Source organism: Micromonospora sp. C95 (genome assembly GCF_018070465.1).
Lineage (GTDB): Bacteria > Actinomycetota > Actinomycetes > Mycobacteriales > Micromonosporaceae > Micromonospora.
In genome coordinates this window covers 56,445-79,270 of sequence record NZ_JAGPXT010000025.1, presented here as the reverse complement: position 1 = coordinate 79,270, position 22,826 = coordinate 56,445, and the positions used below count along the sequence as shown (strand labels likewise).

The following is a 22,826-nucleotide window of genomic DNA, read 5'->3' as shown; positions in this document are numbered from 1 at the left end:
GGGGGGGGGGGGTGGGTGGGTGGGTTAGCGGCGGAGGATGTGGGTGAGGGTGGTGGCGGCGTGGTCGACTTGGGTGTCGGTGACGTCCAGGTGGGTGACCAGGCGGGCGGTGTGGGGGCCGAGCACCGAGATCAGTACGCCCTCGGCGCGGGCGGCGGCGGCCAGCGTGGGTGCGTCCAGCGGAGCCTTGGTCAGGTCCAGCGGAACGATGTTGGTGCGTACCGTGGTGGCCAGCACCCCGAACGGAGCGACCGCCTCCGCCAGTCGGGCCGCCTTCGCGTGATCCTCGCCGAGCCGGTCGACATGGTGGGCCAGCGCGTGCCGGCCGGCGGCGGCCAGGATGCCGGCCTGACGCATCCCACCGCCCATCCGCTTGCGGATCACCCGGCCCCGCTCGATCAGGTCGGCGGCGCCCACGACAAGTGAGCCGACCGGCGCGCCGAGCCCCTTGGACAGGCAGACCGACAGGGTGTCGAACAACGCACCGTAGGTGGCCAGTGGCACCCCGTCGGCGACGTGGGCGTGCCAGATCCGGGCACCGTCGCAGTGCAGCGCCAACTGCCCGGCGTCGGCGACCCGGCGCAGCTCGCGCAGCGTGTCGAGGGGAATCACCCCGCCGCCGCCACGGTTGTGGGTCTGCTCCACCGCGATCGCCCGGGTCGGCACCGCCCAGTAGCCGTCGGGACGCACCATGGCGGCCACCACATCCGCGTCGACCTGGGCGCCCACCGGCGGCCAGGTCCGCGAGGTGACCCCACCGTACGCGGCGGCCGCCCCCATCTCGTACGTGACCACGTGCGCGTCGGCGTCGCAGAGCAGCTCCGCGCCGGGCGATACCAGCAGTTGCAGGGCGATCTGGTTGGCCATCGAGCCGCTCGGGCAGAACAACGCCGCCTCGTGCCCGAACATCGCGGCGACCTCGGCCTCCAGGGCGTTGACCGTCCGATCCTCGCCGTAGACGTCGTCACCCACCTCGGCACCGGCCATGGCCTGCCGCATCGCGGCGGTGGGCCGGGTCACCGTGTCCGAACGCAGGTCGATCAGATCAGGCACCGTAGTCCTTTCGGCCGCCGACTGCGGGGCTCGCAAGCTCAGCCACGGAGCATCTCCGCGACGAGGAAGGCCAGCTCCAGCGACTGTTGGGTGTTCAGCCGGGGGTCGCAGGCGGTCTCGTAGCGGTCGGGCAGGTCGAGGTCGGCGATGCCCTGGGCACCGCCGAGGCACTCGGTGACGTCCTCGCCGGTCAGCTCGACGTGCAGACCGCCCGGGTGGGTGTCCAGGCCACGGTGCACCTCGAAGTAGCCCAGCACCTCGTCGACGATCCGGTCGAAGTGGCGCGTCTTGTAGCCGTTCGACGACTCGTGGGTGTTGCCGTGCATCGGGTCGCACTGCCACACCACCTTGGCGCCGGCGGCCGTCACCTTCGCCACGATCGGCGGCAGCGCGTCCCGGACCTTGTGGTTGCCCATCCGGCTGATCAGGGTGAGCCGGCCGGGGACGTTGTCCGGGTTCAGCTTCTCGCAGAGCTCGATCGCCTCGTCCGGAGTGGTGGTCGGGCCGAGCTTGACCCCGATCGGGTTGGCGATGCGGGAGATGAAGTCGATGTGCGCGCCGTCGATCTGCCGGGTGCGCTCACCGATCCACAGGAAGTGCCCGGAGAGCCCGTACGGGCGGCCACCGGAGACCCGGGTCAACGCCCGGTCGTACTCCAGCGCGAGAGCCTCGTGCGAGCAGTACAGGGTGACCGTGCGCAACGCCTCGTCGTCGGTCATCCCGCAGGCGCGGATGAACGCCAGGGCCCGGTCGATCTCCCGGGCGATCGCCTCGTATCGCTCGCCGGCCGGGGAGTTACGCACGAAGCCCTTGTTCCAGTCGTGCACCGCGTGCAGGTCGGCCAGGCCGCCGGCCAGGTAGGCACGCAACATGTTCATCGCCGCGGCCGAGTTCGCGTACGCCCTGATCATGCGCTGCGGGTCGGCGACCCGCGCCTCCGGTGTGGTCTCCAGCGAGTTGATCATGTCGCCGCGGTAGGCCGGCAGGCCCCGCGCGTCGGTCGGCAGCGACCGGGGCTTGGTGTACTGCCCGGCCACCCGGGCCACCTTCACCACCGGCAACGACGCGCCGTAGGTCAGCACGATCGCCATCTGCAGCAGGGTGCGGGCGTTGGCCAGCAGGTGGCTCTCGGTGTTGTCGGCGAAGGTCTCCGCGCAGTCACCGCCCTGGAGCAGGAACGCCTTGCCCTCGCAGACCAGCGCCAGGCGCTGACGCAACTGATCGACCTCGTACGGGGCGACCACCGACGGCACGGTGTCGAGCACCTTGCAGACCTCGGCGACCTGGGCCGCGTCGGGCCACGGTGGGGTCTGGGCGCGCGGCAGATCCCGCCAACGGTCCAGGCCGAAAGCCTCGTCCTCGGCGGAGTCGACGGTCGGGCGGCTGGTCTGCAACACCGGGCTGCCCACGGCGGGATGACTCAACTGATGCCACTCATGGCGCATGGCATTCAGCGTACGGCGACCAGCCGGGTGGGCGACCGGCGAGGGGCCGGGTTCCGGCAGATGGACGACCCTCGACGGTGGCGCAGGTCAGGGTGTGGGTGCCGGGGCGGGGCTGTGCCCGCCGGGCCGCTCGTCGGAGATGCACCAGTCGAGTCCGTCGCGGGTGACGGTGAACAGCAGCGGGCGGGTGGCCTTCTTCTTGCCGACGGTCACCGTGACCGCGGTGCTGACCTCCTGCCCGGACGGGCCGGGTCGGATGTCGGTGATCTCGGACTTCGACACCTCGAAGTGGTCGGCGAAGTCACCGTTCGGCTCGGTGGCGGCGGCGTCGAATGCCTCGTGCAGCACCGCGCAGAGCTGGCTGCGACCGGCCGCCACGTCCTTGGCGACCATCGCGTCCAGGTACGCCTGGACCCGCTCGCGGGACTTCAGCATGGCCTCCTCGGCCGGCGCCCGTCCGGATTGCTCCGCCTCGGGCTCACCGCCGACGAGCCCACAGCCGACCAGCGCGAACGTTCCGGTTGCGAGCAGCGCCGCGGTGGCGGCCGACCGCCGGTACGGATACCGCATCGCTGCCTCCCTCGACGCCGGACATCGACACGCGGTTGATCGGCGAGTCTGCCACACCTGCCCCTCGCGCGGGGCAGGGCCCCCGGTCATCGCCTCGGCGGCGGAGGGCCCTTGTCGACCAGCGCGATGCTCTACCGCAGGCGGGCACGCCGGACGGGGAGGGGCCGGTGCGGGGCCCCTCCCCGTCGTGTGGGTGGTGCGTCGACCGTCGGCTCAGCCGAGGCCGCCCTTGATGGCGCCGATCAGCTCGCCGTTGCTGGTGTCACCGGAGAGCTCCCAGAAGAAGGCGCCACCGAGGCCCTGGTTCTTGGCGTACGTCATCTTGCCGCCGATGGTCGACGGGGTGTCGTAGCTCCACCAGTTGCTGCCGCACTTGGCGTACGCCGTGCCGCCGACGGTGCCGGTGGCCGGGCAGGTGTTCTTGAGTACCTTGTAGTCCTCGATGCCCTGCTCGTAGGTGCCGGGCGCCGGCCCCGTGGCGGTGCCGCCCGGCGTGGACTGGGAGACCCCGGTCCAGCCCCGGCCGTAGAAGCCGATGCCGAGCAGCAGCTTGTTGGCCGGGATGCCCTTGCTCTTGAGCTTCTGGATCGCCGCGTCGGACCAGAAGCCCTGCTGCGGGATGCCCGAGTACGAGTACAGCGGCGAGTGCGGGGCGGTGGGGCCCTGCGGGGCGAAGGCGCCGAAGTAGTCGTACGTCATCGGCATGATCCAGTTGAGGTGCGTGGCGGCACCGGCGTAGTCGGTCGCGTCGATCTTGCCGCCGTTGCTGCCGTCGGCGGTGATCGCGGCGGTGACCAGGTTGTTCGAGCCGAACCGGCTACGCAGTGCGCTGGCCACGTTCTTGAACGCGTTCGGGCCGCTGGCGTCACAGGTCAGCCCGCAGGCGTTCGGGTACTCCCAGTCGATGTCGATGCCGTCGAAGACGTCCGCCCAGCGCGGGTCCTCGACCAGGTTGTAGCAGCTCTCGGCGAAGGCGGCCGGGTTCTGCGCGGCCTGGGTGAAGCCGCCGGACCAGGTCCAGCCACCGAACGACCAGATCACCTTAAGGTGCGGGTACATCTTCTTGAGCTTGCGCAGCTGGTTGAAGCTGCCGCGCAGCGGCTGGTCCCAGGTGTCGGCGACGCCGTCGACGCTCTCCGCCGCGGTGTACGCCTTCTCGTAGTCGGCGTAGCTGTCCCCGATGGTGCACCGGCCGCCCGTGGTGTTGCCGAAGGCGTAGAGGATGTGGGTCAGCTTCGCGGCCGAGCCGCTGGTGTGGATGTTCCGCACGTGGTAGTTGCGGGCGTAGACGCCCCACTGGGCGAAGTAGCCGACCACCTTCCGCGCGCCCGGGTTCGGCGGCGTGGTGGTCGGTGGCGTCGTCGTCGGAGGCGTGGTGGTGGGCGGCGTGGTCGTGGGCGGGGTCGTGGTGGGCGGTGCGGTGGTGGTCGGCGGCGTGCTGCCGCCGCCGCACGACGCGCCGTTGATCGTGCAGTTCAGCGGCGCCCGGTACCCGCCGGTGCCGTTGTAGCCCCAGCTGAAGGAGGCGCCCGGGGCCAGCGCGCCGGCCCAGCTCTTCTTGACCGCCACATAGCGGTTGCCGTTGCGGGTGACGTCGGCGTCCCAGAAGCTGCCGATGCTGGTGCCCGACGGCAGCTCGAACTCGATACGCCAGGTGCTGACGCTGGCGTCCGACCCGTTGGTGATGGTGACCCGCGTTTCGTGACCGGTCCCCCAGTCCGACACCCGGGTGAACGAGGCGGTCACGCTTCCGGCGCCGAACGCCGAGGCCATCGGGACCGTGGCGACGGTCACCGCGACCACGGCGCCGACCCAGAGGGCCCGGCGAAGCGATCTCTTCATGTGGCGTCTCCAAACAGTTAGGAAACTTTCCAAAATGATGAGGAGACGCTACTCACACGCCACCACTTCGTCAAGATGTCGATGTATCGATTGGGCGAGGAGGCCAGATGCGACCCCCTCCGGCATCACCGCCGGTCAAGGGCCGGGTACCGATCGGTAACTTCACCGGCACCCGCATCGCCCGCGCTCATCGGCCCGGCGCTAGCCTCGGAGGCATGACCGTCTTCGACATTCCGATGGGCGCCCTCGCCGGTGGTCCGGCCGACCTCGCGCAGTACCGCGGCCGCGCGCTGCTGATCGTCAACGTTGCCTCCCGCTGCGGTCTCACCCCGCAGTACGCGGGCCTGCAGGCCCTCCAGGACGAGTACGCCGACCGGGGACTGACCGTGCTCGGCGTGCCGTGCAACCAGTTCGCCGGCCAGGAACCGGGCAGTGCGGCGGAGATCAGCGAGTTCTGCCAGGTCAACTACGGTGTCACCTTCCCGATCACGGAGAAGGTCGACGTCAACGGTGCCGACCGCCACCCCCTGTACGCGGCCCTGGTGGACACCGCCGACGCCGACGGGCACACCGGCGACGTCCGCTGGAACTTCGAGAAGTTCCTCGTCGCCCCCGACGGTTCCGTCGCCGCCCGTTTCGCCCCCACCGTCACCCCCGACGACCCCACCCTCCGCACCACCCTCGAAAAAACCCTCCCCGCCTAACCACCCCCACCCCCACCCCCACCCCCACTCGTCGATCTTGCAGTTGTGGCCACCTTTTTCTGGCTTTCGCACACTTTTGGAGCGACAGAAACTGCATGATCGACGAGCCGGTGGGGGAACGGCGGAGCGAGGGAAGGTTCGGGGCAGGCCAGCTCGGTGAGGGGTGTGGTATGGCGACGGTGGGGTTGATCGGCAGCGGGCACATCGGAGGGACGGTGGCGCGCTTGGCCGTCAACGCCGGGTACGAGGTGGTGTTGAGCAACTCACGCGGGCCGGAGACTCTGACCGACCTCGTCGACGAGCTGGGGGCGCAGGCGAGCGCCGGCACCGTGGAGGCGGCAGCCCGCGCCGGTGACCTGGCGGTGGTCACCATTCCGCTCAGGTCGTACCGGTCCGTGCCGGCCGAGCCGCTGGCCGGCAAGGTCGTCATCGATACCAACAACTACTACCCGCAGCGGGACGGCCAGATCCCCGAGCTGGACGAGGGCGCCGTCACCAGCAGCGAGCTGCTGCAACGCCACCTGCCTCAGTCCCACGTGGTGAAGGCGTTCAACAACATCTTCTTCAAGCACCTGCTCACCCTGGCCCGGCCCGGCGACACCGCCGACCGCAGCGCGCTGCCGATCGCCGGCGACGACCCCGGGGCCAAGGCCATCGTGACCGACTTCCTGGACCGGATCGGCTACGACACGGTGGACGCGGGCACGCTCGCCGACAGCTGGCGCTTCCAGCCGGACACCCCGGCCTACGGCGTCATCTACTCCGCCGACCCGGCGAACCGGGAACGGGAGACGCCGGCCGGCGCGGGCGTGCTGCGCGCCGCCCTCGCCGACGCCGGCTGACCCGGCCGCACTCCGACACCCGGCGTCGTCTCCGGCTGTGCGTGCCGGGCAACCCGCCCGGCCATGGGCCGTGAAAGGCGGGGCGGTTCCGGGTCGAGGGAGGCAGCGGCGGAGGCGGGTCCAGGTGGCGTCGGACAGCCGGGCACCGCCGCCACGAGGTCGCCGCCGGGATCCCACCCGCACCCCCGAGTAACCATTCCGGCGTGGTCGAGATTCGTCAGTTTCCGGTTCCGCCGTTCTCCGGAATCAGGCGCAGTCGGGTCGTGTAGATCCCATGGAGATTCCGTCTCGGTCCCATGGAGATTCCATGTAGATTCCGTGAATTATCACGCCGGCCAGACATGACGGGCACGAGACGAGCCGCCAGACCGAGGCGCGGAACACACCGAGGAACGATGTGCCGCCAACGAAGAAAACGGCACGACCGGCCTCGGCGGACGGCAGGAGCCAACACAGGCGAAGAACCCATTCGGATTGCCATGGCGGCAAAGCGTGATCATTCCGGTGTCGATATGGACCAGCACGTCCGGAGTGTCAGGCGCCGGAGGGCGCCTCAGCCACTCGGTCCTCAGTACCACAATTCCACGCCGGTCGCCAATGTCCATCCGGAACAACATCGGCCATCATCACTGGCCTCTCATGTAACGAGGCGCCAACTGACCGGGCCACGGGGTTGCCGTTCACAGAAAACTCTCGGGTAGGGTCGAGGCTCGCTCACCTGGGCTGTCCTGATTTCGGCAGGCCCACGGCAGGACAGATTGTCGATCAGATTCGCGCCTGCGTACGTCGCCTGAGAAAGGCGTCGTGCCGTATGCCCCATGGATGGAGACCGTGTCCGCACTCAGAGTGAAATCCCTATACAAGGTCTACGGGAACCGCGCCGACAAGGCGATGGAGATTCTCCGGAACAGCCCGGACGGGGACGAGAAGCTGGCCGGGCTACGGGTCACGACCGCGGTCGTCGACGCGAACTTCGAGGTCCGACGCGGCGAGATCTTCGTGGTGATGGGTCTGTCCGGCTCGGGGAAGTCCACCCTGATCCGGATGCTCAACGGGCTGCTGTCCCCCACCCACGGCACGGTCGAGATCGACGGGGTCGACATCACCAAGCTCAAGCCGGCCGCGCTGCGCAAGCTGCGCCGCGAGAAGATCAGCATGGTCTTCCAGCACTTCGCGCTCCAGCCGCACCGGTCGGTGTTGGACAACGCCGGCTACGCGCTGGAGGTGGCGGGCCTGCCACGCGCCGAGCGCCGGGAGAAGGCACTGCAGGCGCTCCGGATGGTCGGCCTCGACGGCTCGGCGGACAAGCTGCCGCAGGAGCTCTCCGGCGGCATGCGCCAGCGGGTCGGTCTGGCCCGCGCGCTCGCTGCCGGCACTGACATCATGCTCATGGACGAGGCGTTCTCCGCGCTCGATCCGCTGATCCGCCGCGAGGTGCAGGACCAACTGATCGAGCTACAGGCCGAACTCGGCAAGACGATCGTGTTCATCACGCACGACCTCAACGAGGCGATGCGCCTCGGCGACCGCATCGCGGTCATGCGGGCCGGTCGGATCGTCCAGATCGGCACTGCCGAGGAGATCCTCACCGACCCGTCAAACGACTACGTCGCCCAGTTCGTCGCCGATGTCGACCGGACCAGGATCCTCACCGCGTCCGCGGTCATGGAGCGACCGCTCGGCGTCGTGGACGTCGACTCCGGTCCACGGGTGGCCGCCCGGGTGCTGCGCGAGACCCAGACGTCAGCCGTCTACGTGACCGGCCGCGACAAGCGGTACCTGGGCACCGTGACCGCGGACGCCGCCGCCCAGGCCGTCCGGGACGGACGAAAGAACCTCCAGGAGATCGTCTCGACCGACCACGTCCGCACGGTAGAGGACACGACGCCGGTGGCCGACATCTTCGCCGCCGCCGCCCAGAGCCCGGCGCCGGTCGCCGTGGTCGACCCGGCCGGGCGGCTCGCCGGCGTGATTCCGCGGGTCACCCTGCTGAGCGCCCTGGGCAGCCTCAGCGCCGACACCGGCGAGACCACCGCCACACCCGAGCCTGCCGACGAAGCCGGCACGGCACCGACCGCCGATCCGACCCGGGCTGTCGGAGCGGCCGGCACCGCACCGACCGAGAACGGCAACGCGACAGCGGAGGTGCCGGCCCAGGTGGTTGCCGAACCATCGGTCCGCCTGACGGGAGGGTCCGCATGAACAGCGCCGACCTGCTGCCGTACGTCCGGTTCGGCGACGCGTTCCAGGCCGGCGTCGACTGGTCTCGGGAGCACCTCTCCACCCTCTTCGAGGGCATCGCCGCCACCGTCGAGTCGCTTGTCGAGCCGCTGGTGGACCTGCTGACCGCGCCCCCGGCGATCGTCATGGTGCTGATCTTCGCCGGCCTCGGCTGGTGGCTGCGGGGCTGGAAGTTCGGCCTGGGTACCGCGCTCGGGCTCGGCCTGGTCGCCGGGATGCCGATCTGGGACCAGACCATGAGCACACTGGCGCTGGTCCTGGTGGCCAGCGGAATCGCCCTGTTGCTCGCCGTACCCCTGGGCATCGTCATCTCGGAGAGCCGCCGTGCCTCGGCAGTCGTCCGGCCGGTGCTCGACCTGATGCAGACGATGCCCGCGTTCGTCTACCTGATCCCGGCCATCTTCTTCTTCGGCGTCGGCGTCGTGCCCGGCACGCTGGCCACCGTGGTGTTCAGCATGCCGCCCGGGGTACGCCTGACCGAGTTGGGCCTGCGCCAGGTCGACCGCGAGGTCGTCGAGGCCGGCGAGGCGTTCGGCGCCTCGCCGTGGAAGATCCTGCTGCGGACCAAGCTGCCCCTGGCCCTGCCCACCATCATGACCGGCGTCAACCAGGTCATCATGCTGGCGCTGTCGATGGTGGTCATCGCCGGGATGGTCGGTGCCGGCGGTCTCGGTGAGGTGATCACGACGGCACTCTTCCGGGCCCAGGTCGGCGCGGGCTTCGAGGGCGGCATCGCCGTGGTGATCCTGGCGGTGGTGCTCGACCGCCTCACCGACTCGATAGGCGCGCGTACCGCCTCGGCGAAGGCGCAACGCGCCATGCAACAGGCCTGACCCTCCGTCCTGACCCACGCGGGGAAGTCACCGTGGCCGGCGCCCTGCCTCGCTACCGCGAGTTCCGCCGGTTGATCGCAACAAGGGAAGGAAACTCCACATGTGGAGCAGTAAATTGGTGCGCCGGGTCGCGCTGGCGGCCACCGCCGCCCTGGCGCTGACCGGCGTCGCCGCCTGCGGCGACGACGGCGACTCCGGCAACTCCGCCGGCGACAACAAGCAGATCACCATCGGCTACATGGCCTGGGACGAAGCCATCGCCGCCTCCTACCTCTGGAAGAACCTGCTGGAGGAGAAGGGCTACGACGTCGAGGTCCAGAACGTCGAGGCGGGGGTCGTCTACCAGGGTCTGTCGACGGGGGACATCGACCTCTTCCTCGACAGCTGGCTGCCGCAGACGCACGCCGACTACATGGAGCGGTACGGCGACAAGATCGAGAAGATCGGCGTCTGGTACGACAACGCCAGCCTGAGCATCGCCGTCCCGGAGTACGTCAGCGATGTCAACTCGCTTGAGGATCTGGCCGGCAACGCCGACATGTTCAACGGCGAGATCATCGGCATCGAGGCTGGCGCCGGCCTGACCGCCGCCACCCAGGACAAGGTCATCCCGGAGTACGGCCTGACCGACAAGCTCACCCTGCGGACGTCGTCGACGCCGGCGATGCTGGCCGCGCTGGACGGCGCGATCAAGGACCAGAAGCCGATCGTGGTGACCCTCTGGCACCCGCACTGGGCCTACGCGAACTACCCGCTGAAGGACCTGGCGGACCCGAAGGGCACGCTCGGCGGGGCCGAGGAGATCACCACGCTGGCCCGTGAGGGCTTCGGCGCGGATTTCCCCGAGGTCACCGAGATGCTGAAGAAGTTCAAGATGGACGACCAGCAGCTCGGCTCGCTCGAGGACCTGATGTTCAACGTGCACAAGGACGACGAGGAGAAGGCCGTCGAGGAGTGGCTGAAGGCCAACCCGGACTACGCCGCGACGGTGGACGTAGCCACCTCCTGATTCGGCCCTGAGCGATCAGCCGCCGGTGGCGGGGCATGTCGGCCCCGGCACCGGCGGTTGATCTATTTCTCGGCCGCCATTCCTTTCTCGGCCGCCACGCCGCCGGAGTCCCGTACCGACCGGACGCCGGCGCGTCGGGCCCGCCACTCGGGGGCCAGCACCGACCAGACCTCCAGGTCGATCCGGCCGTCCGGGCCGGGCAACACCTCGCGCAGTACGCCGTCACGCCGCAGGCCGAGCCGGCGGGCCACCGCGATGCTGCGCGCGTTGCCGGCGTTGGTGCGCCACTCGACCCGGTGCAGCCCGCGCTCGACGAGCACCCAGTCGATGAGCGTTTCGACAGCTCTGGTCACCAGACCCCGGCCCTCGGCGGCCGGTTCCAGCCAGCAACCCGCCTCGCACACCCCGGACGCCGCGTTTAGCGACACCAGCAGCACCCCGCCGACAAGCGTGCCGCCGGACCAGATGCCCCAGATGCCGCCGTCGTCGCGGGCCCACCGGTCGGCGTAGCGCTGGAGCACGTGCCGCGCCCCGTCGAGGTCGGTGGCCACGAAGGACGGCGACACCCACGGCGCGATGTGCTGCCGGGCCCGGTCCAGGTTGGCCAGGAACTCCTCGGCGTGCCACGGGTTCAGCGGCCGCAGCTCGGCGTCCTCACCCAACGCCATGGCGAACATCAGAGCCCTCCGCCCCGCCGCATCGCGGGCATCGATGTGGAACGGAAGCCGAGTTCCCGGTAGAGCGGTTCGCCCTCCGGGCTGGCCTTCAGATCCACCGTGCGCACGCCGCGCCCGGCGAACCAGTCGAGCAGCGCACCCAGGCAGGCCCGCGAGAAACCCCGACGGCGGTACGCCGGATCGGTCGCCACGTTGAACACGTACCCCGACCGGCCGCTCGGGTCCACCGGCCCGCCGAGCCGCAGGTCGACCACGCCGACCGCGCAGGCGGCGAGCATTCCGGGTCGGCCCGGCGCATCCACCACGTAGGCGGCGAGGTCGGCCGCCGGGTCCGGCAACTGCTGCCGGAGCGTACGCAGGGCGGTGTGCTGCCACTCGCCGGGCTCCGGCGGTGCGTCGCTCAGCGCACCCAACATGACCGCCCGCAACCGGACCAGTTCCCGGGCGTCGTCCACGTTCGCCCGCCGCACGTCGCTCACCGGCAGAGACTAGCCGCCTTCGCGTCTCGGCCCCGACCGGCCGTCTCCCTACCGCCCGCTGCCGGTCGATGGATCCGTCCACCGTCCGGATCATTGCGGGCTCCGCACCGATCGAGTCGGCGGCACAGGTGGGAACGCGCGGGGCGGGTCCCAACCGAGGCGGCAGGGTCAGATCGGGCGGCGGCCGGCGAAGCCGCAGTCGGCGCGGTGGTACCAGCGCACGTCGGTGTCGCCTTCCAGCCAGCACCAGAGCACCTGTCGGCCCGCACGTTCACCGGGGAAGTCGAGCAGCACCGGTGCCACGCTCTTGACCTCGATGCCGTGCTGCTGGATCTCGTCGAGGACCGCGTGCAACCGGGCCTCAAGGCCCTTGACCTCGGCCCGACCACCGAGTGCGCTGAGCCCGTGGCCGGCCAGGTCGGCCTGCAACTCGGCCAGGTCGGCCCGGACCCGGATCAGTTCCTCGATCCGGGGATGCAGGGTGGCCACCAGGTGCCGGGCCTGAGCGAGAGTGAACACCGCGACAGTATGCGCCACCCCGCTCACCGGAACGACCCGGCACCGCTGAACAGACCGCCGCTGTGTCCGCGCCCGCTACCGTCCCGAGAGCCTGCCGACCACCTGTCACCGCGCGAGACGCCGCAACTCGTACCCTCAACCCGACCGGGACACCGCGACTTACCGCAACCCGCGCCGCCAGCCCGGGCAAGGCGGGCCCCGGGGCGGGGGGCCGGTAGGGGGTGGGTTACTCGGCCTGGGTGGCTAGTTCGCGGGCGCGGTCGCGGGCCGCCTCCAGGGCGGCCAGCAATGCGGCGCGTACGCCGTGGTTCTCCAGTTCGCGGATGGCGGAGATGGTGGTGCCGGCGGGCGAGGTGACCGCCTCGCGCAGCTTCACCGGGTGCTCGCCGGAGTCGCGCAGCATCACCGCGGACCCGATCGCCGTCTGCACGATCAGGTCGTGCGCCACCTGGCGGGGCAGGCCCAGCAGGATGCCGGCGTCGGTCATCGCCTCGACCAGCAGGTAGAAGTAGGCCGGGCCGGAACCGGACAGGGCGGTCACCGCGTCCTGCTGGGTTTCCGGCACCCGGATGGTCGCGCCCAGCGGCTTGAACATCTCCTCGGCCAGCGCCAGGTGCTCACCGGTGGCGTGCGCGCCGGCCGAGATGGCGGTCATCGCCTGGTCCACCAAAGCAGGGGTGTTGGTCATCACCCGCACCACCGGGGTGCCCTCGGGCAGCCGGCGGCTGAAGAAGCTGCTCGGCAGGCCGGCGCAGAGCGAGACCAACAGCTTGCCGGGGGGCACCTTCGGCCCGATCTCGTCCAGCAGCGCGGCGGCGTCCTGCGGCTTCACCGAGACGGCCAGCACCTCGGCCTCGTCCACCGCGGTGAGGTTGTCCACCACCCGTACGCCGTAGCGGGCGGCCAGTTCCTCGGCGCGGGCCGGGCGGCGGGCGGTGGCCAGCAGGCGGTCCGCCGGCCAGCCGGATCGCAGCAGCCCGGAGAGGACCAACTCACCGATCTTGCCCGCGCCGATCACCGCGACGGTGTGCACCCCGGCTGACACCTGGCGTACCCCCTTCGTGGGCCGGCGTCGCGGCGGGCCCGACGGCCCGGCCGCGACGCCGGAGAGACGATCAGCTACCGAAGAAGACCTCGGCCTCGGCGTACCGCTCCAGCGGCACGGTCTTCAGCTCGGCGGTGGCGTCGGCGAGCGGGACGCGGACGATGTTCGTGCTCTGCATCGCGACCATCTTGCCCCAGTCGCCCTCGTGAGCGGCGTCGATGGCCTGCAGGCCCAGCCGGGTGGCGAGCACCCGGTCGAACGCGGTGGGGGTGCCGCCGCGCTGGATGTGGCCGAGCACCACCGTGCGGGCCTCCTTGCCGGTCTTGGCCTCCAACTGCTCGGCCAGCCACTGGCCGATGCCACCGAGCCGCACGTGCCCGAACGCGTCCAGCTCCTGGTTCTGCAGGACCATCTGGCCCTCGAGCGGCTGGGCGCCCTCGGCGACCACGACGATCGGGGCGTACTGGTGCTGGAAGCGCTTCTCGACGTAGCCGGCGACCTGCTCGACGTCGAAGTTCCGCTCGGGGAGCAGGATCACGTTCGCGCCGCCGGCCAGGCCGGCGTGCAGGGCGATCCAGCCAGCGTGCCGGCCCATCACCTCGACCACCAGGGTGCGGTGGTGGCTCTCGGCGGTGGTGTGCAGTCGGTCGATCGCCTCCATGGCGATGTTGACGGCGGTGTCGAACCCGAACGTGTAGTCGGTCGCGCCGAGGTCGTTGTCGATGGTCTTCGGCACGCCGATGACGTTGACGCCCAGCTCGTGAAGCTTGGTGGCGACGCCGAGGGTGTCCTCACCGCCGATGGCGATGAGCGCGTCGACACCCTGCGCGGCCAGGTTGTCCTTGATCCGCTCGACGCCGTTCTCGATCTTGAAGGGGTTGGTCCGGGAGGAGCCGAGGATCGTGCCGCCCCGGGGCAGGATGCCGCGGACCTCCGCGATGCCCAGCGGGCGGGACATCCCCTCCAGCGGACCCTTCCAACCGTCCTGGAAACCCACGAACTCGTGGCCGTAGCTGGCGACGCCCTTACGGACCACCGCCCGGATGACCGCGTTGAGACCCGGGCAGTCGCCGCCGCCGGTGAGCACGCCGATACGCATGATCTGCTCATCCTCCTGGGGAGCATCTGGTCAAGCCCGATCAAGCCCCAGGATATGTGTCAGCGCGGACCTCGGCACCGTTGCCGGCCCGGGGCGGGCCGTCCCTACGAACTGTAGTCGCCGCCCGGTACGACCGACACCGCGCCCCACTACCGATCAGTAGCCGTCCTGCTGGCGATCCACCGGCGAGGCACCTTCGCGCGCCGCGCCGACCGGGCCGATCAGCTCGACCTGGTCGCCCCGGGCGTCCCAGCACCGCGCGGCCGTGGGGTGCACGCCGACAAGCGTGAGATTGGCGGTGGCCGGACCGTCCGGAAACCACGCGGCCAGTCCCGGATGCCACAGCCGTGCGGCGCGCGCCGGGTCGTGGTCGTCCCGGGCACTGCCGGTGATCGAGGCCCAGACCTGCTCCTGCGGGTCGTACAGGCTCAGCTCGACCTCCGGGTTCACCCGCACCTGGCGGACGGTCGCCGAGCCGGCGTACGCGAAGAACCACAACTGCCCGTCGAACTCCGCCCGTTGCAGGACCATCGGCCGGCCCACCAGCCGACCGTCGAGGGAGATCGTGGTCATGATGCAGATCCGCGCGGCCCGGACCAGCTCGGTGATCCGGGCCCGAGCCGGCCGGCCGCCGACCACCCCGCCGCTCACGTCGGTACTCCCCTGCGCCTGCCCACGCCGGCAACTCCCTCGCCTCGGCCCCTTCGGCGAACCCGGTGCCCGGGACGGCCCAGGTCAAACCACCGAGAGACCGGATCTCACGAACCGGTCATCGCCCGCCACCGGGCCAGGTTGTGCCGGGCGTCGACAAGCGCGTCGTGTCGGGCCGCCGCGGCGTTCGGCAGCGGGGGCCGCCCCCGGTCGTCCCACAGCTGCCGCAACTCCTTGGTGTACCGGGGGATCTCCCGGGGCAGCGCCGGCATCGCGCCCCACAACTGCGCCAGCGCCACGTGGTCGTACGCCGCGTACCAGGCCCACAGCTCCACCTCCTCGCCGGGCCGGTCCCGGATCGGCTCGACCAGGAACTCGTACAGGTCGTCGCGGATGCGCTCGCGGGACCGCCACGCCCGGTCGGCCGGGGAGGGCAGCTTGTCCAGGACGTTGCGACGCACCCAGGGCACCGCGCGGGACCCGTCGAACTCGGTGGAGACCGCGTAGAACTCGCGGCCGTACTCGTCGACGACGCCGATCGAGACCAGTTCGACGGTCCGGCCGTCCTCGATGAACTCACAGTCGTAGAAGTAGCGGTAGACCATCGGCACCATCCTCGCCGACGGTCACCGCGGCCTGTGAATCGGGTCGGCGACACCGGGAGCGCTTCCATCGCCCGTACCGAGGTCACGACCCGGCTCGAACCGGTCACGGAAGTGATTTGAGGGGTGTACAGCACGCGACCGGACCGTCATGATCTGATGTGTTACCGCTGCCGGACGCCGAACGGGTGTCGGATCACCTCGTCAGGGCCTTCAGGCTCACCCGGTGAGCGAGTTGGGGTCCTTGACCGGGGAGGGGTGGGACCGTGGAGATGCGCCTGCCGGAGCCGGGCGACGCGCTCACCGGCGTTGACATGTTCGCCGGGCTCGAGCCGGAGGTGCGCCAGCGGGTGGTCGCCGCGGCGGTGCCCCGCACCTACCGCAAGGGTCAGCTGCTGTTCGTGGAGAACGACCCGGGCGAGTCGCTGATCATCCTGCGGCGCGGCGCGGTGGCCGTGTTCCGGACCGCGCCCACCGGCGAACGGGCGATCCTGACCGTGATGCGACCGCCGGACGTGCTGGGCGAGGTCTCCCTGCTGGACGCCTCGACCCGCTCGACCTCGGCCGAGGCGATCGAGGACACCGCCGCGCTGGCGTTGTCCCGGCCGGCCTTCATGGAGCTGGTGCACTCGAACGCGCGCATCCTCGACGCGGTGATGCGCTCGCTCGGTGCGTTGATCCGCCGGTTGACCGAGCAGAACGCCGACCACGTCTTCCTCGACCTGCCCGGCCGGGTGGCCAAGACGCTGGTCCGGCTCGCCGGCGAGAGCCAGGCCCCGATGATCACCATCGAGCTGAACCAGAGCCAGCTCGCCGAGATGGCCGGCGGCTCCCGGCAGAGCGTCAACCAGGCGATCGGGTCGTTCGCCAGCCGGGGTTGGCTGCGTACCGAGGGCCGGCGGATCGTGGTCACCGACGTGCCCGCGCTGCGCCGCCGCGCCGGCATGAACGAGCGCTGAGCGGCCCCGCGGGCGGCAGGACATAACCGCGGGCGGCGCCGGGAGGATCTCCCGGCGCCGCCCGCGAATGTTCGGTCAGGGCTTGGTGCTGCCCGGTCCGACCCAGTCCGTCCCACCCGGTCCGACCCAGTCCGTACCGTCCTTGCCACCGCCGGGCACCTCGCCGACGATCCCCTGCGCCTGGAGCTGGGCGAGGGTGGCGGCGTCCACGTCCACCGAGTCACCGGCGGAGTGGGCGACTCCGTTTCCGTCGGTCCAGTCACTCTTCAGCATCACGTACACCATGGAGCTGTCCCCCTGATCAGCGGTCGACGAATCGGTTGCCTGAATCTAGCCGTTCCGAAGCGTGGTGACCTGCCCGGCTGAGTGTCCACAAACCAACAGCCCGGTACCCGACAGTGCGCCGCACGGCGATACTCGATGCTGCGCCCCGGGGCGCCCGGGGCCGGCCACTGGAGGGTGTCATCGCCGCGCAGTGTGACCGCTGTGGACGTACCGCCGCCGAGGGCGACCGCTTCTGCGGTGGCTGCGGCGCGGAACTCGGTGCCGTCTGCCCGCACTGCCTGCGCCCCCTCGCGCCGGACGTGGCCTTCTGCACCTCCTGCGGCGCACCCCGGGCCGGCACCGACCGACCGGGTGCCCTCAACCAGGAGGATCGCCGCCGGGTCAGCGTGCTCTTCGTCGATCTGATCGACTTCACCCCGTACGTCGAGCGGGCCGACCCGGAGTTGGTCCGGGGCATGCAGACCGGCTTCTTCTCCGCGGCCCGCCGGGTGGTCGGCCAGTACGGCGGGGTGGTGGAGAAGTACATTGGCGACGCGGTGATGGCGCTGTTCGGTGCGCCGGTGGCCACCGAGACCGACGCGTTGCGGTGTGTGCGGGCCGGGTTGGAGTTGCAGCGGGTGCTGACCCGGTTCACCCCGACCGGCACCGACGGGTTGCGCTTCCGGGTCGGGGTGGCTACCGGTGAGGCGCTCGTCGACGTGGCCGCCGCCCGCGACGGTGGGCAGGCGATCGTCGCCGGCGACGTGGTCAACACCGCCTCCCGGTTGCAGTCGGCGGCACCGCCCGGCGGGGTGCTCGTCGACGGCACCACGCACGCGCTGACCCGGGACACCATCCGGTACGACGAGCAGCCCTCCGTCACCCTGCGCGGCCGCTCGGCACCGACCGAGGTGTGGCTGGCCCGGTCCGCCGTACGCCAACAGCCCACCGATCGGGAACCGGATACCACCCCCCTGATCGACCGGGAGCACGAGCTGGGCATGCTGGTCAACGCCCTGCACCGCAGCCTGCGCGACCGTCGACCCCAGGTGGTGACCGTCTTCGGTCGGGCCGGCATCGGCAAGAGCCGGCTGGTCCGCGAGTTGCACCGGCACACCGGTCGGCTGGTGGACGAGCCGCTGACCTGGCGGATCGGCAGATGTCCACCGTTCGGCGAGAACGTCACGTTCGCCGCGCTTGCCGACATCGTCAAGGCCGAGGCGGGCATCCTCGACACCGATCCGGCAGTCAGCGCCGCGCAACGACTCACCGCCGCCGTCGGCGAGCTGGTCGGCGTCGCCGAGCGGGACCGGGTGGTCGACGCGCTGCGTCCGCTGGTCGGGCTGGCCGGCAACCCGTTGCCGGCGGAGGAGGCGGAATCGGCGTGGCGGCGGTTCCTGCTGGCGCTGGCGGCCCGTCGCCCCACCGTGCTGGTCTTCGAGGATCTGCACTGGGCCGACGACGCGATGCTGCGGTTCGTGGAGTTGCTGGGCGCGGCGGCCCGGGACGTGCCGCTGCTGCTGCTGTGCACCGCCCGCCCCGAGCTTGTCGACCGGGATCCGAGCTGGGCGGGGACCATCACCGGTTCGGTCACCATCGCCCTGCCGCCGTTGCGGGACACCGGCATCGCCGCGTTGTACGCGCACATGTTCGGCCAGGCCGCGTTCTCCGCCGACCTGCTGACCCCGCTGATCGAGGTGGCCGGAGGCAATCCGCTCTACGCCCACGAGTACGTCCGGATGCTTATCGAGCAGGGGGCGCTGCGGCAGTCCGGGCGCGGCTGGTCGCTGGAGAAACACCTGGACCTGCCGATGCCGGAGAGCGTGCACGCGGTCATCGCCAACCGGGTCGACCTGCTCGACGCCAAGGACCGGGCGGTGCTGCTGGCCGCCGCAGTGGTCGGGGTGCAGTTCTGGCCGGGCGCGGTGGCCGCCGCCGTCGGCCAGCCGGTCGAGTCCGTCGAGCGTGCCCTGCGTCGGCTGGAACAGCGGGACTTCGTCCACGAGCAGGCCGCCTCCACGATGGCCGGTCAGCCTGAGTACCGCTTCCGGCACGTCCTGGTCCGCGACGTGTGTTACCAGCGGCTGCCCCGGACCGAGCGGGTGGCCCGGCACGAGCGCACCGCCGACTGGTTGGACACCCTGTCGCAGAGCCGGGACACCGACCTGGCCGAGGTGCTGGCCCACCACCGCTGGGCGGCGCACGAGATCGCCCGCTCGTTGGGCATGGAGACCCGCCGGTACGCCGCGCCGGCCCGGGCCGCGCTGCACCGGGCGGCCCGCCGGGCGTACGCGCTGCACGGGCTGGACGCCGCCGCCGGCCATGCGGCGCGGGCACTCGGCCTGGCCGACGACTCCGATCCGGTGGGCCGGCTCCAGTTGGAGCTGCTCAGTACCGAGATCTCGTTTCACCGCGACGGCAACGCCTTCCTCTCCGGCGGTGGACCGGAGCAGGTGCAGGCGCTCGCCGAGCGGCTGCTCGCGTACGGCGACGAGGCGTGCGCGGCGCGGGCCTGGACGCTGCTCGGCCAGGCGGCGTGGCTGCGGGCCGACCGGCCGGCGGCACTGGCCTGTCTGGACCGGGCGGTACGGCTGTTCGACCCGCTGCCGGACAGCCCGCAGAAGGCCGACGCCTTCGCCGAGCTGGGGCGGCTGCACATGCTCAACTACGAGCGTGATCCGGCCGTCGCGGCGGCCGACACGGCCGCGGCGATCGGTGATCGGCTCGGGCTGACCGAGATCCGCACCAACGCCCGGATCACCGCGGCCACCGCCCGGTACCAGGCCGGCGAGCGGGCGGGGCTCGACGAGTTGTACGCGATCGTGGAGTCCAGCCGGGCCGGTCAGCTGCTCGCGTTGCCCCGGGCCACCCAGAACCTCGCCTACGCCGTCTGCGAGGAGGGCGACTGGGTACGCTCCGACGCGCTGCTGGCAGCAGCCCCGGCACGCACCGCGAGCGGGCAGACCCTGACGACCAGTTACTCGAGTGAGGCGACGCGCGCCTGGTTCGAGGGCGACTTCGACCGGCTGCTCACCGCCGCCGAGGCCTGCATGAACACCCCCACCGGCAGCTGGGACATGCAGGTGCGCGGCCTGCGGTCGTGCCTGCTGGTGCTGCGTGGCCAGCCGGTGCCGCCAGGCCCACCCGCGGACGGGGCGCCGGACGGGGCGCCGCCGCGCGACGACGTGGCCGCCGCGTTGGACACCGCACGACGCGGCGGCTTCCACCGGCTGCACTGGACGATGCTCGCGATGGGGGCGTTGTGCCGGGCGGTACAGGGTCGCCTCGACGAGGCCGCCGCGCTCGTCGACGAGCTGGCCGAGTCGTGGACGGCGGTGCCGGCGCTGGCCAGTGGCGAGTGGATCGCGGCGGCCGGCTGGGCGGCCAGCCTCGCCGGGCGCAAGCCCGCGGCCCGGGTACGCGCCATGCTCGACCGGGTCGGCCACCGTACGCCCTGGTCGGAGGCGGCGCTGCGGACCGTGACCGGCGCGCTGGCCGGGTTCGACGACAACCACCGGCACGCCGCCGAGCTGCACCTTGCCGCCGCCGAGATCTACGCCGGCATTCCCGACGTCACCGACCGGATGCTGGCGCTGACCTTCGCGGTACGCGAACTGGCCGCCGCCGGCGACCACGCGGCGGCCGACGCGCCCCTGGCCGAGTTGCGCGCCTTCGCGCACCGCAACGCCGCTCCGGGCCTGCTCGCCCTGACCCACCCGCCCGACGACGCCGCGCAGATCCTCGCCTCCTGACCCTGACGCGCTCCGGCGGCCGGCCGTCCCGGCTGGGTCGCTCAGGCCGCTACCGGAGTGGCCGGCGCGCTCGTCGGGGTGGGCTGGGTCTTGAGCTGCTGGGCGTAGACGTCGACGTACTCCCGGCCGGAGAGCTCCATCAACTCGTACATGATCTCGTCGGTGACCGCCCGCTCGACGAACCGGTCACCGGCCAGCCCGGCGTATCGGGAGAAGTCCAGCGGCGGTCCGAAGCGGATCCGGACCCGGGCCAGGTTCGGGATGAGCTGGCCCGGCGGCTGGATCTCGTCCAGGTTGAGCATCGCCACCGGCACCACCGACGCACCGCTCTCCAGCGCCAGCCGGGCCACCCCGGTCTTGCCCCGGTAGAGCCGACCGTCGGGCGAACGGGTGCCCTCCGGGTAGATGCCGGCGACGCCACCGGAGCGCAGCACCGTCAGCTGGGTGTCCAATGCGGCACGGGCGGCCCGGCCACCGGAGCGGTCCACCGGGATGGTGCCGGTTCCGGTGAAGAACATCTTGGTCAACCAGCCCTTGATCCCCTTACCGGTGAAGTACTCCGCCTTGGCCACGAAGGTGACCTTCCGAGGCACGATCAGCGGGGTGAAGATCGAGTCGGAGAAGGAGAGATGGTTGCTGGCCAGGATGACCGGACCGGTCGCCGGTACGTGGTGCAGCCCTTCCACCCGCGGCCGGAAGATGAGCCGCAACAGCGGGCCGAGCAGCACGTACTTCAGCAGCCAGTAGAGCACCGGCATCCTCTCCCCAGGTGTTGCTCACCGCGGACCGCGCCGGACCGGGTGATCGTGGACCGAGCCTACGAACCGCCGGCCGGCCCCGGCAACGGACGCTCGGCCCGAAATCGCCCGTCACGTTCGGTGTTGGCCGCTCCCCCTCCGTACCCCCGTCTCCGCGCTTTGCTCTGCTTCAACCCACGCAACAGGCACCTTCCGTGTCGGATGTCAGCCGGTGCCTCGCTTCCGCTGGCGCCATCCGACCTGGTCAAGCGGCTGTGCGTCGGTTGAAGCAGAGCAAAGGCGGCGGTGGGTAGATGGGGCCCAGGCGGATCCGCTCACGCTGGGTCGCCGTCACCGAGGGTCGCCGCCTGGCAGACAAGCGGTGCGACAGTGACGGCTGTGGCCATCGGCCGGGCCCGGTGGCCGTACGCCGCGCCACAAGGCACTCCCCGAACCCGCCCTCGACGTGTCACGATTCAGGGCACGGGGCGTGCGGGGCGCGCCGGTGGCGCGATGAGGAGGATGGTCGGTGTCAGCGGGTGGAGCCCGCCGGGGACGGCGGGACAACGGTCTCGACGCGAGCGAGTACGCCATCGCCGGTGATGTCGACCCGCGCGTCGGGGAGCACCTGCTCGACGTGCTGGCCGCCGGCGGGATCGCCGCCTACCTGCAACCGTCGGCCGACCTGAACCCGGTCACCCGCACCACCACCGTGCCGCCCCGACCGGTGGACCGGCTCTACGTGGACCGCTCGCACCTGAGCACCGCCCGCGACTACCTCAGCCAGCTCGCCGACGAGACCGGCAACGCCCGGGTCGGCGGCGAACCGGACATCGACGCCGAGTGGGAACGGATCGTCGCTGGCTTCCACACCCCGCCGGACACCGGCGACCACCCGTGGCCCGCCGCCGAGAACGTGGACGACCCGGCTGGGCGGGGCGGCACGGCCACCGCCACCCGGCCGGGCACCGAGGAGCCCGGCCCGACCGCCACCGACCTACGCCGGCTGCCGTACGCCGCCGACATCTCCGGTGTCTCGGTGGGGCGGGGGCCCCGCGACGGTGAGGGCCCGTCGCTGCTGGACGGTCTGGACACCTTCGGCGCGGAGCTGCCCGACGAGCCGGACGACGCCGAGCGCTACGTACCGCCGCCGCCACCTCCGCTGCCCCGGGTGTCGAAGTTCGCGCTGGCCGGCATCCTCGCCGTGCTGCTCGGCTTCGTGCTCTTCCTCTTCCCCGAGCTGCTCCCCGCCGACCAGGGCATCGTCACGCTGCTCGGCTTCACCGGCATTCTCGCCGGCTTCGTCACGCTGGTGTGGCGGCTGCGGCCCGGCGACGCCGACGACCGCGACCCGGACGACGGTGCCGTCGTCTGAGCCGGCGCGCAGGGTAGCCGTCCGGATACCGGGACGGCGACCGCCCGTGCCGACGCGCGTAACAGTGGTGTAACTTACTGTCAGTAGGAATACCGCAGTACGTCACGTCACCCGCCGACTGCCCGGTT

21 protein-coding genes are annotated in these 22,826 nt (G+C 71.3%); 8 read left to right on the top strand and 13 right to left on the bottom strand.

Annotated elements, in window-relative coordinates; translation table 11 throughout:
• Positions 1 to 24 precede the first annotated feature (24 nt).
• The 4 genes from KBX00_RS23445 to KBX00_RS23430 form a co-directional block, all read right to left on the bottom strand.
• The gene (locus KBX00_RS23445) at positions 25 to 1,044 is read right to left on the bottom strand and encodes a low specificity L-threonine aldolase (RefSeq protein WP_210830224.1); all 1,020 of its coding nucleotides are present in this window, start codon (positions 1,042 to 1,044) and stop codon (positions 25 to 27) included.
• 47 nt (positions 1,045 to 1,091) lie between these two features.
• The gene (locus tag KBX00_RS23440; protein WP_210830213.1) at positions 1,092 to 2,498 is read right to left on the bottom strand and encodes a class II 3-deoxy-7-phosphoheptulonate synthase; all 1,407 of its coding nucleotides are present in this window, start codon (positions 2,496 to 2,498) and stop codon (positions 1,092 to 1,094) included.
• 87 nt (positions 2,499 to 2,585) lie between these two features.
• Entirely contained in the window at positions 2,586 to 3,068 is a 483-nt protein-coding gene (locus tag KBX00_RS23435) for a hypothetical protein (RefSeq protein ID WP_210830212.1), read from the bottom strand.
• Positions 3,069 to 3,281: 213 nt separating this feature from the next.
• Entirely contained in the window at positions 3,282 to 4,910 is a 1,629-nt protein-coding gene (locus KBX00_RS23430) for a glycosyl hydrolase family 18 protein (protein ID WP_210830211.1), read from the bottom strand.
• Positions 4,911 to 5,125: 215 nt separating this feature from the next.
• Here KBX00_RS23430 and KBX00_RS23425 point away from each other — a divergent pair, with 215 nt between their 5' ends.
• The 5 genes from KBX00_RS23425 (at position 5,126) to KBX00_RS23405 (ending at position 10,539) form a co-directional block, all read left to right on the top strand.
• The gene (locus KBX00_RS23425) at positions 5,126 to 5,614 is read left to right on the top strand and encodes a glutathione peroxidase (protein WP_210830210.1); all 489 of its coding nucleotides are present in this window, start codon (positions 5,126 to 5,128) and stop codon (positions 5,612 to 5,614) included.
• Positions 5,615 to 5,784: 170 nt separating this feature from the next.
• Positions 5,785 to 6,456: an NADPH-dependent F420 reductase gene (locus KBX00_RS23420; protein ID WP_210830209.1), complete on the top strand. Its 672-nt coding sequence runs from the start codon at positions 5,785 to 5,787 to the stop codon at positions 6,454 to 6,456.
• A gap of 822 nt (positions 6,457 to 7,278) precedes the next feature.
• Positions 7,279 to 8,658: a glycine betaine/L-proline ABC transporter ATP-binding protein gene (locus KBX00_RS23415; RefSeq protein WP_210830208.1), complete on the top strand. Its 1,380-nt coding sequence runs from the start codon at positions 7,279 to 7,281 to the stop codon at positions 8,656 to 8,658.
• Entirely contained in the window at positions 8,655 to 9,530 is an 876-nt protein-coding gene (locus KBX00_RS23410; RefSeq protein ID WP_210830207.1) for a proline/glycine betaine ABC transporter permease, read from the top strand. Before KBX00_RS23415 ends, KBX00_RS23410 begins: the two co-directional genes overlap by 4 nt.
• 100 nt (positions 9,531 to 9,630) lie before the next feature.
• A complete protein-coding gene (locus KBX00_RS23405; RefSeq protein ID WP_210830206.1) occupies positions 9,631 to 10,539 on the top strand; it encodes a glycine betaine ABC transporter substrate-binding protein in 909 nt (302 codons plus the stop codon).
• A 62-nt stretch (positions 10,540 to 10,601) separates the two neighbouring features.
• Here KBX00_RS23405 and KBX00_RS23400 read toward each other — a convergent pair whose 3' ends face one another.
• The 7 genes from KBX00_RS23400 to KBX00_RS23370 form a co-directional block, all read right to left on the bottom strand.
• Positions 10,602 to 11,216: a GNAT family N-acetyltransferase gene (locus KBX00_RS23400; protein WP_210830205.1), complete on the bottom strand. Its 615-nt coding sequence runs from the start codon at positions 11,214 to 11,216 to the stop codon at positions 10,602 to 10,604.
• Positions 11,216 to 11,695 (bottom strand): GNAT family N-acetyltransferase, encoded by a 480-nt coding sequence (locus tag KBX00_RS23395; RefSeq protein WP_307869059.1) that lies wholly within the window; start codon positions 11,693 to 11,695, stop codon positions 11,216 to 11,218. Before KBX00_RS23395 ends, KBX00_RS23400 begins: the two co-directional genes overlap by 1 nt.
• Positions 11,696 to 11,863: 168 nt before the next feature.
• On the bottom strand, positions 11,864 to 12,214 hold the full coding sequence (locus KBX00_RS23390; protein WP_210830204.1) for a DUF2203 domain-containing protein: 351 nt from the start codon (positions 12,212 to 12,214) through the stop codon (positions 11,864 to 11,866).
• 226 nt (positions 12,215 to 12,440) lie between these two features.
• Complete coding sequence (gene proC, locus KBX00_RS23385; RefSeq protein WP_210830203.1) at positions 12,441 to 13,259, bottom strand: pyrroline-5-carboxylate reductase; 819 nt, start codon at positions 13,257 to 13,259, stop codon at positions 12,441 to 12,443.
• A 70-nt stretch (positions 13,260 to 13,329) separates the two neighbouring features.
• On the bottom strand, positions 13,330 to 14,358 hold the full coding sequence (locus tag KBX00_RS23380; protein WP_210830202.1) for a 6-phosphofructokinase: 1,029 nt from the start codon (positions 14,356 to 14,358) through the stop codon (positions 13,330 to 13,332).
• Between the two features lie 156 nt (positions 14,359 to 14,514).
• Positions 14,515 to 15,009 (bottom strand): pyridoxamine 5'-phosphate oxidase family protein, encoded by a 495-nt coding sequence (locus KBX00_RS23375; protein WP_210830201.1) that lies wholly within the window; start codon positions 15,007 to 15,009, stop codon positions 14,515 to 14,517.
• A gap of 107 nt (positions 15,010 to 15,116) precedes the next feature.
• The gene (locus KBX00_RS23370; RefSeq protein WP_210830222.1) at positions 15,117 to 15,614 is read right to left on the bottom strand and encodes a polyadenylate-specific 3'-exoribonuclease AS; all 498 of its coding nucleotides are present in this window, start codon (positions 15,612 to 15,614) and stop codon (positions 15,117 to 15,119) included.
• A gap of 263 nt (positions 15,615 to 15,877) precedes the next feature.
• On the opposite strand from KBX00_RS23370, the gene KBX00_RS23365 reads away from it, so the two are divergent.
• Positions 15,878 to 16,570 (top strand): Crp/Fnr family transcriptional regulator, encoded by a 693-nt coding sequence (locus tag KBX00_RS23365; RefSeq protein WP_164449224.1) that lies wholly within the window; start codon positions 15,878 to 15,880, stop codon positions 16,568 to 16,570.
• Between the two features lie 75 nt (positions 16,571 to 16,645).
• On the opposite strand, the gene KBX00_RS23360 is transcribed toward KBX00_RS23365, so the two are convergent.
• Positions 16,646 to 16,855 (bottom strand): hypothetical protein, encoded by a 210-nt coding sequence (locus tag KBX00_RS23360; protein ID WP_210830200.1) that lies wholly within the window; start codon positions 16,853 to 16,855, stop codon positions 16,646 to 16,648.
• Positions 16,856 to 17,022: 167 nt separating this feature from the next.
• On the opposite strand from KBX00_RS23360, the gene KBX00_RS23355 reads away from it, so the two are divergent.
• A complete protein-coding gene (locus KBX00_RS23355) occupies positions 17,023 to 20,586 on the top strand; it encodes an adenylate/guanylate cyclase domain-containing protein (protein ID WP_210830221.1) in 3,564 nt (1,187 codons plus the stop codon).
• A gap of 41 nt (positions 20,587 to 20,627) precedes the next feature.
• On the opposite strand, the gene KBX00_RS23350 is transcribed toward KBX00_RS23355, so the two are convergent.
• Positions 20,628 to 21,338, bottom strand: a complete 711-nt coding sequence (locus KBX00_RS23350; RefSeq protein WP_210830220.1) for a 1-acyl-sn-glycerol-3-phosphate acyltransferase — start codon at positions 21,336 to 21,338, stop codon at positions 20,628 to 20,630.
• Between the two features lie 514 nt (positions 21,339 to 21,852).
• Here KBX00_RS23350 and KBX00_RS23345 point away from each other — a divergent pair.
• Positions 21,853 to 22,698 carry a DUF308 domain-containing protein gene (locus KBX00_RS23345; protein WP_210830199.1) on the top strand — a complete coding sequence of 282 codons (846 nt, stop codon included), beginning with the start codon at positions 21,853 to 21,855 and terminating at the stop codon, positions 22,696 to 22,698.
• The last annotated feature ends 128 nt before the right edge of the window (positions 22,699 to 22,826 follow it).

What these genes read in the sequence shown, in the direction of transcription:
- KBX00_RS23405 (WP_210830206.1), top strand. Translation starts at nt 9,631, where the DNA reads ATGTGGAGCAGTAAATTGGTGCGCCGGGTCGCGCTGGCGGCCACCGCC.
- KBX00_RS23430 (WP_210830211.1), bottom strand. Translation starts at nt 4,910, where the DNA reads ATGAAGAGATCGCTTCGCCGGGCCCTCTGGGTCGGCGCCGTGGTCGCG.
- KBX00_RS23415 (WP_210830208.1), top strand. Translation starts at nt 7,279, where the DNA reads ATGGAGACCGTGTCCGCACTCAGAGTGAAATCCCTATACAAGGTCTAC.
- KBX00_RS23360 (WP_210830200.1), bottom strand. Translation starts at nt 16,855, where the DNA reads ATGGTGTACGTGATGCTGAAGAGTGACTGGACCGACGGAAACGGAGTC.
- KBX00_RS23425 (WP_210830210.1), top strand. Translation starts at nt 5,126, where the DNA reads ATGACCGTCTTCGACATTCCGATGGGCGCCCTCGCCGGTGGTCCGGCC.
- KBX00_RS23400 (WP_210830205.1), bottom strand. Translation starts at nt 11,216, where the DNA reads ATGTTCGCCATGGCGTTGGGTGAGGACGCCGAGCTGCGGCCGCTGAAC.
- KBX00_RS23435 (WP_210830212.1), bottom strand. Translation starts at nt 3,068, where the DNA reads ATGCGGTATCCGTACCGGCGGTCGGCCGCCACCGCGGCGCTGCTCGCA.
- KBX00_RS23410 (WP_210830207.1), top strand. Translation starts at nt 8,655, where the DNA reads ATGAACAGCGCCGACCTGCTGCCGTACGTCCGGTTCGGCGACGCGTTC.
- KBX00_RS23420 (WP_210830209.1), top strand. Translation starts at nt 5,785, where the DNA reads ATGGCGACGGTGGGGTTGATCGGCAGCGGGCACATCGGAGGGACGGTG.
- KBX00_RS23370 (WP_210830222.1), bottom strand. Translation starts at nt 15,614, where the DNA reads ATGGTCTACCGCTACTTCTACGACTGTGAGTTCATCGAGGACGGCCGG.
- KBX00_RS23380 (WP_210830202.1), bottom strand. Translation starts at nt 14,358, where the DNA reads ATGCGTATCGGCGTGCTCACCGGCGGCGGCGACTGCCCGGGTCTCAAC.
- KBX00_RS23440 (WP_210830213.1), bottom strand. Translation starts at nt 2,498, where the DNA reads ATGCGCCATGAGTGGCATCAGTTGAGTCATCCCGCCGTGGGCAGCCCG.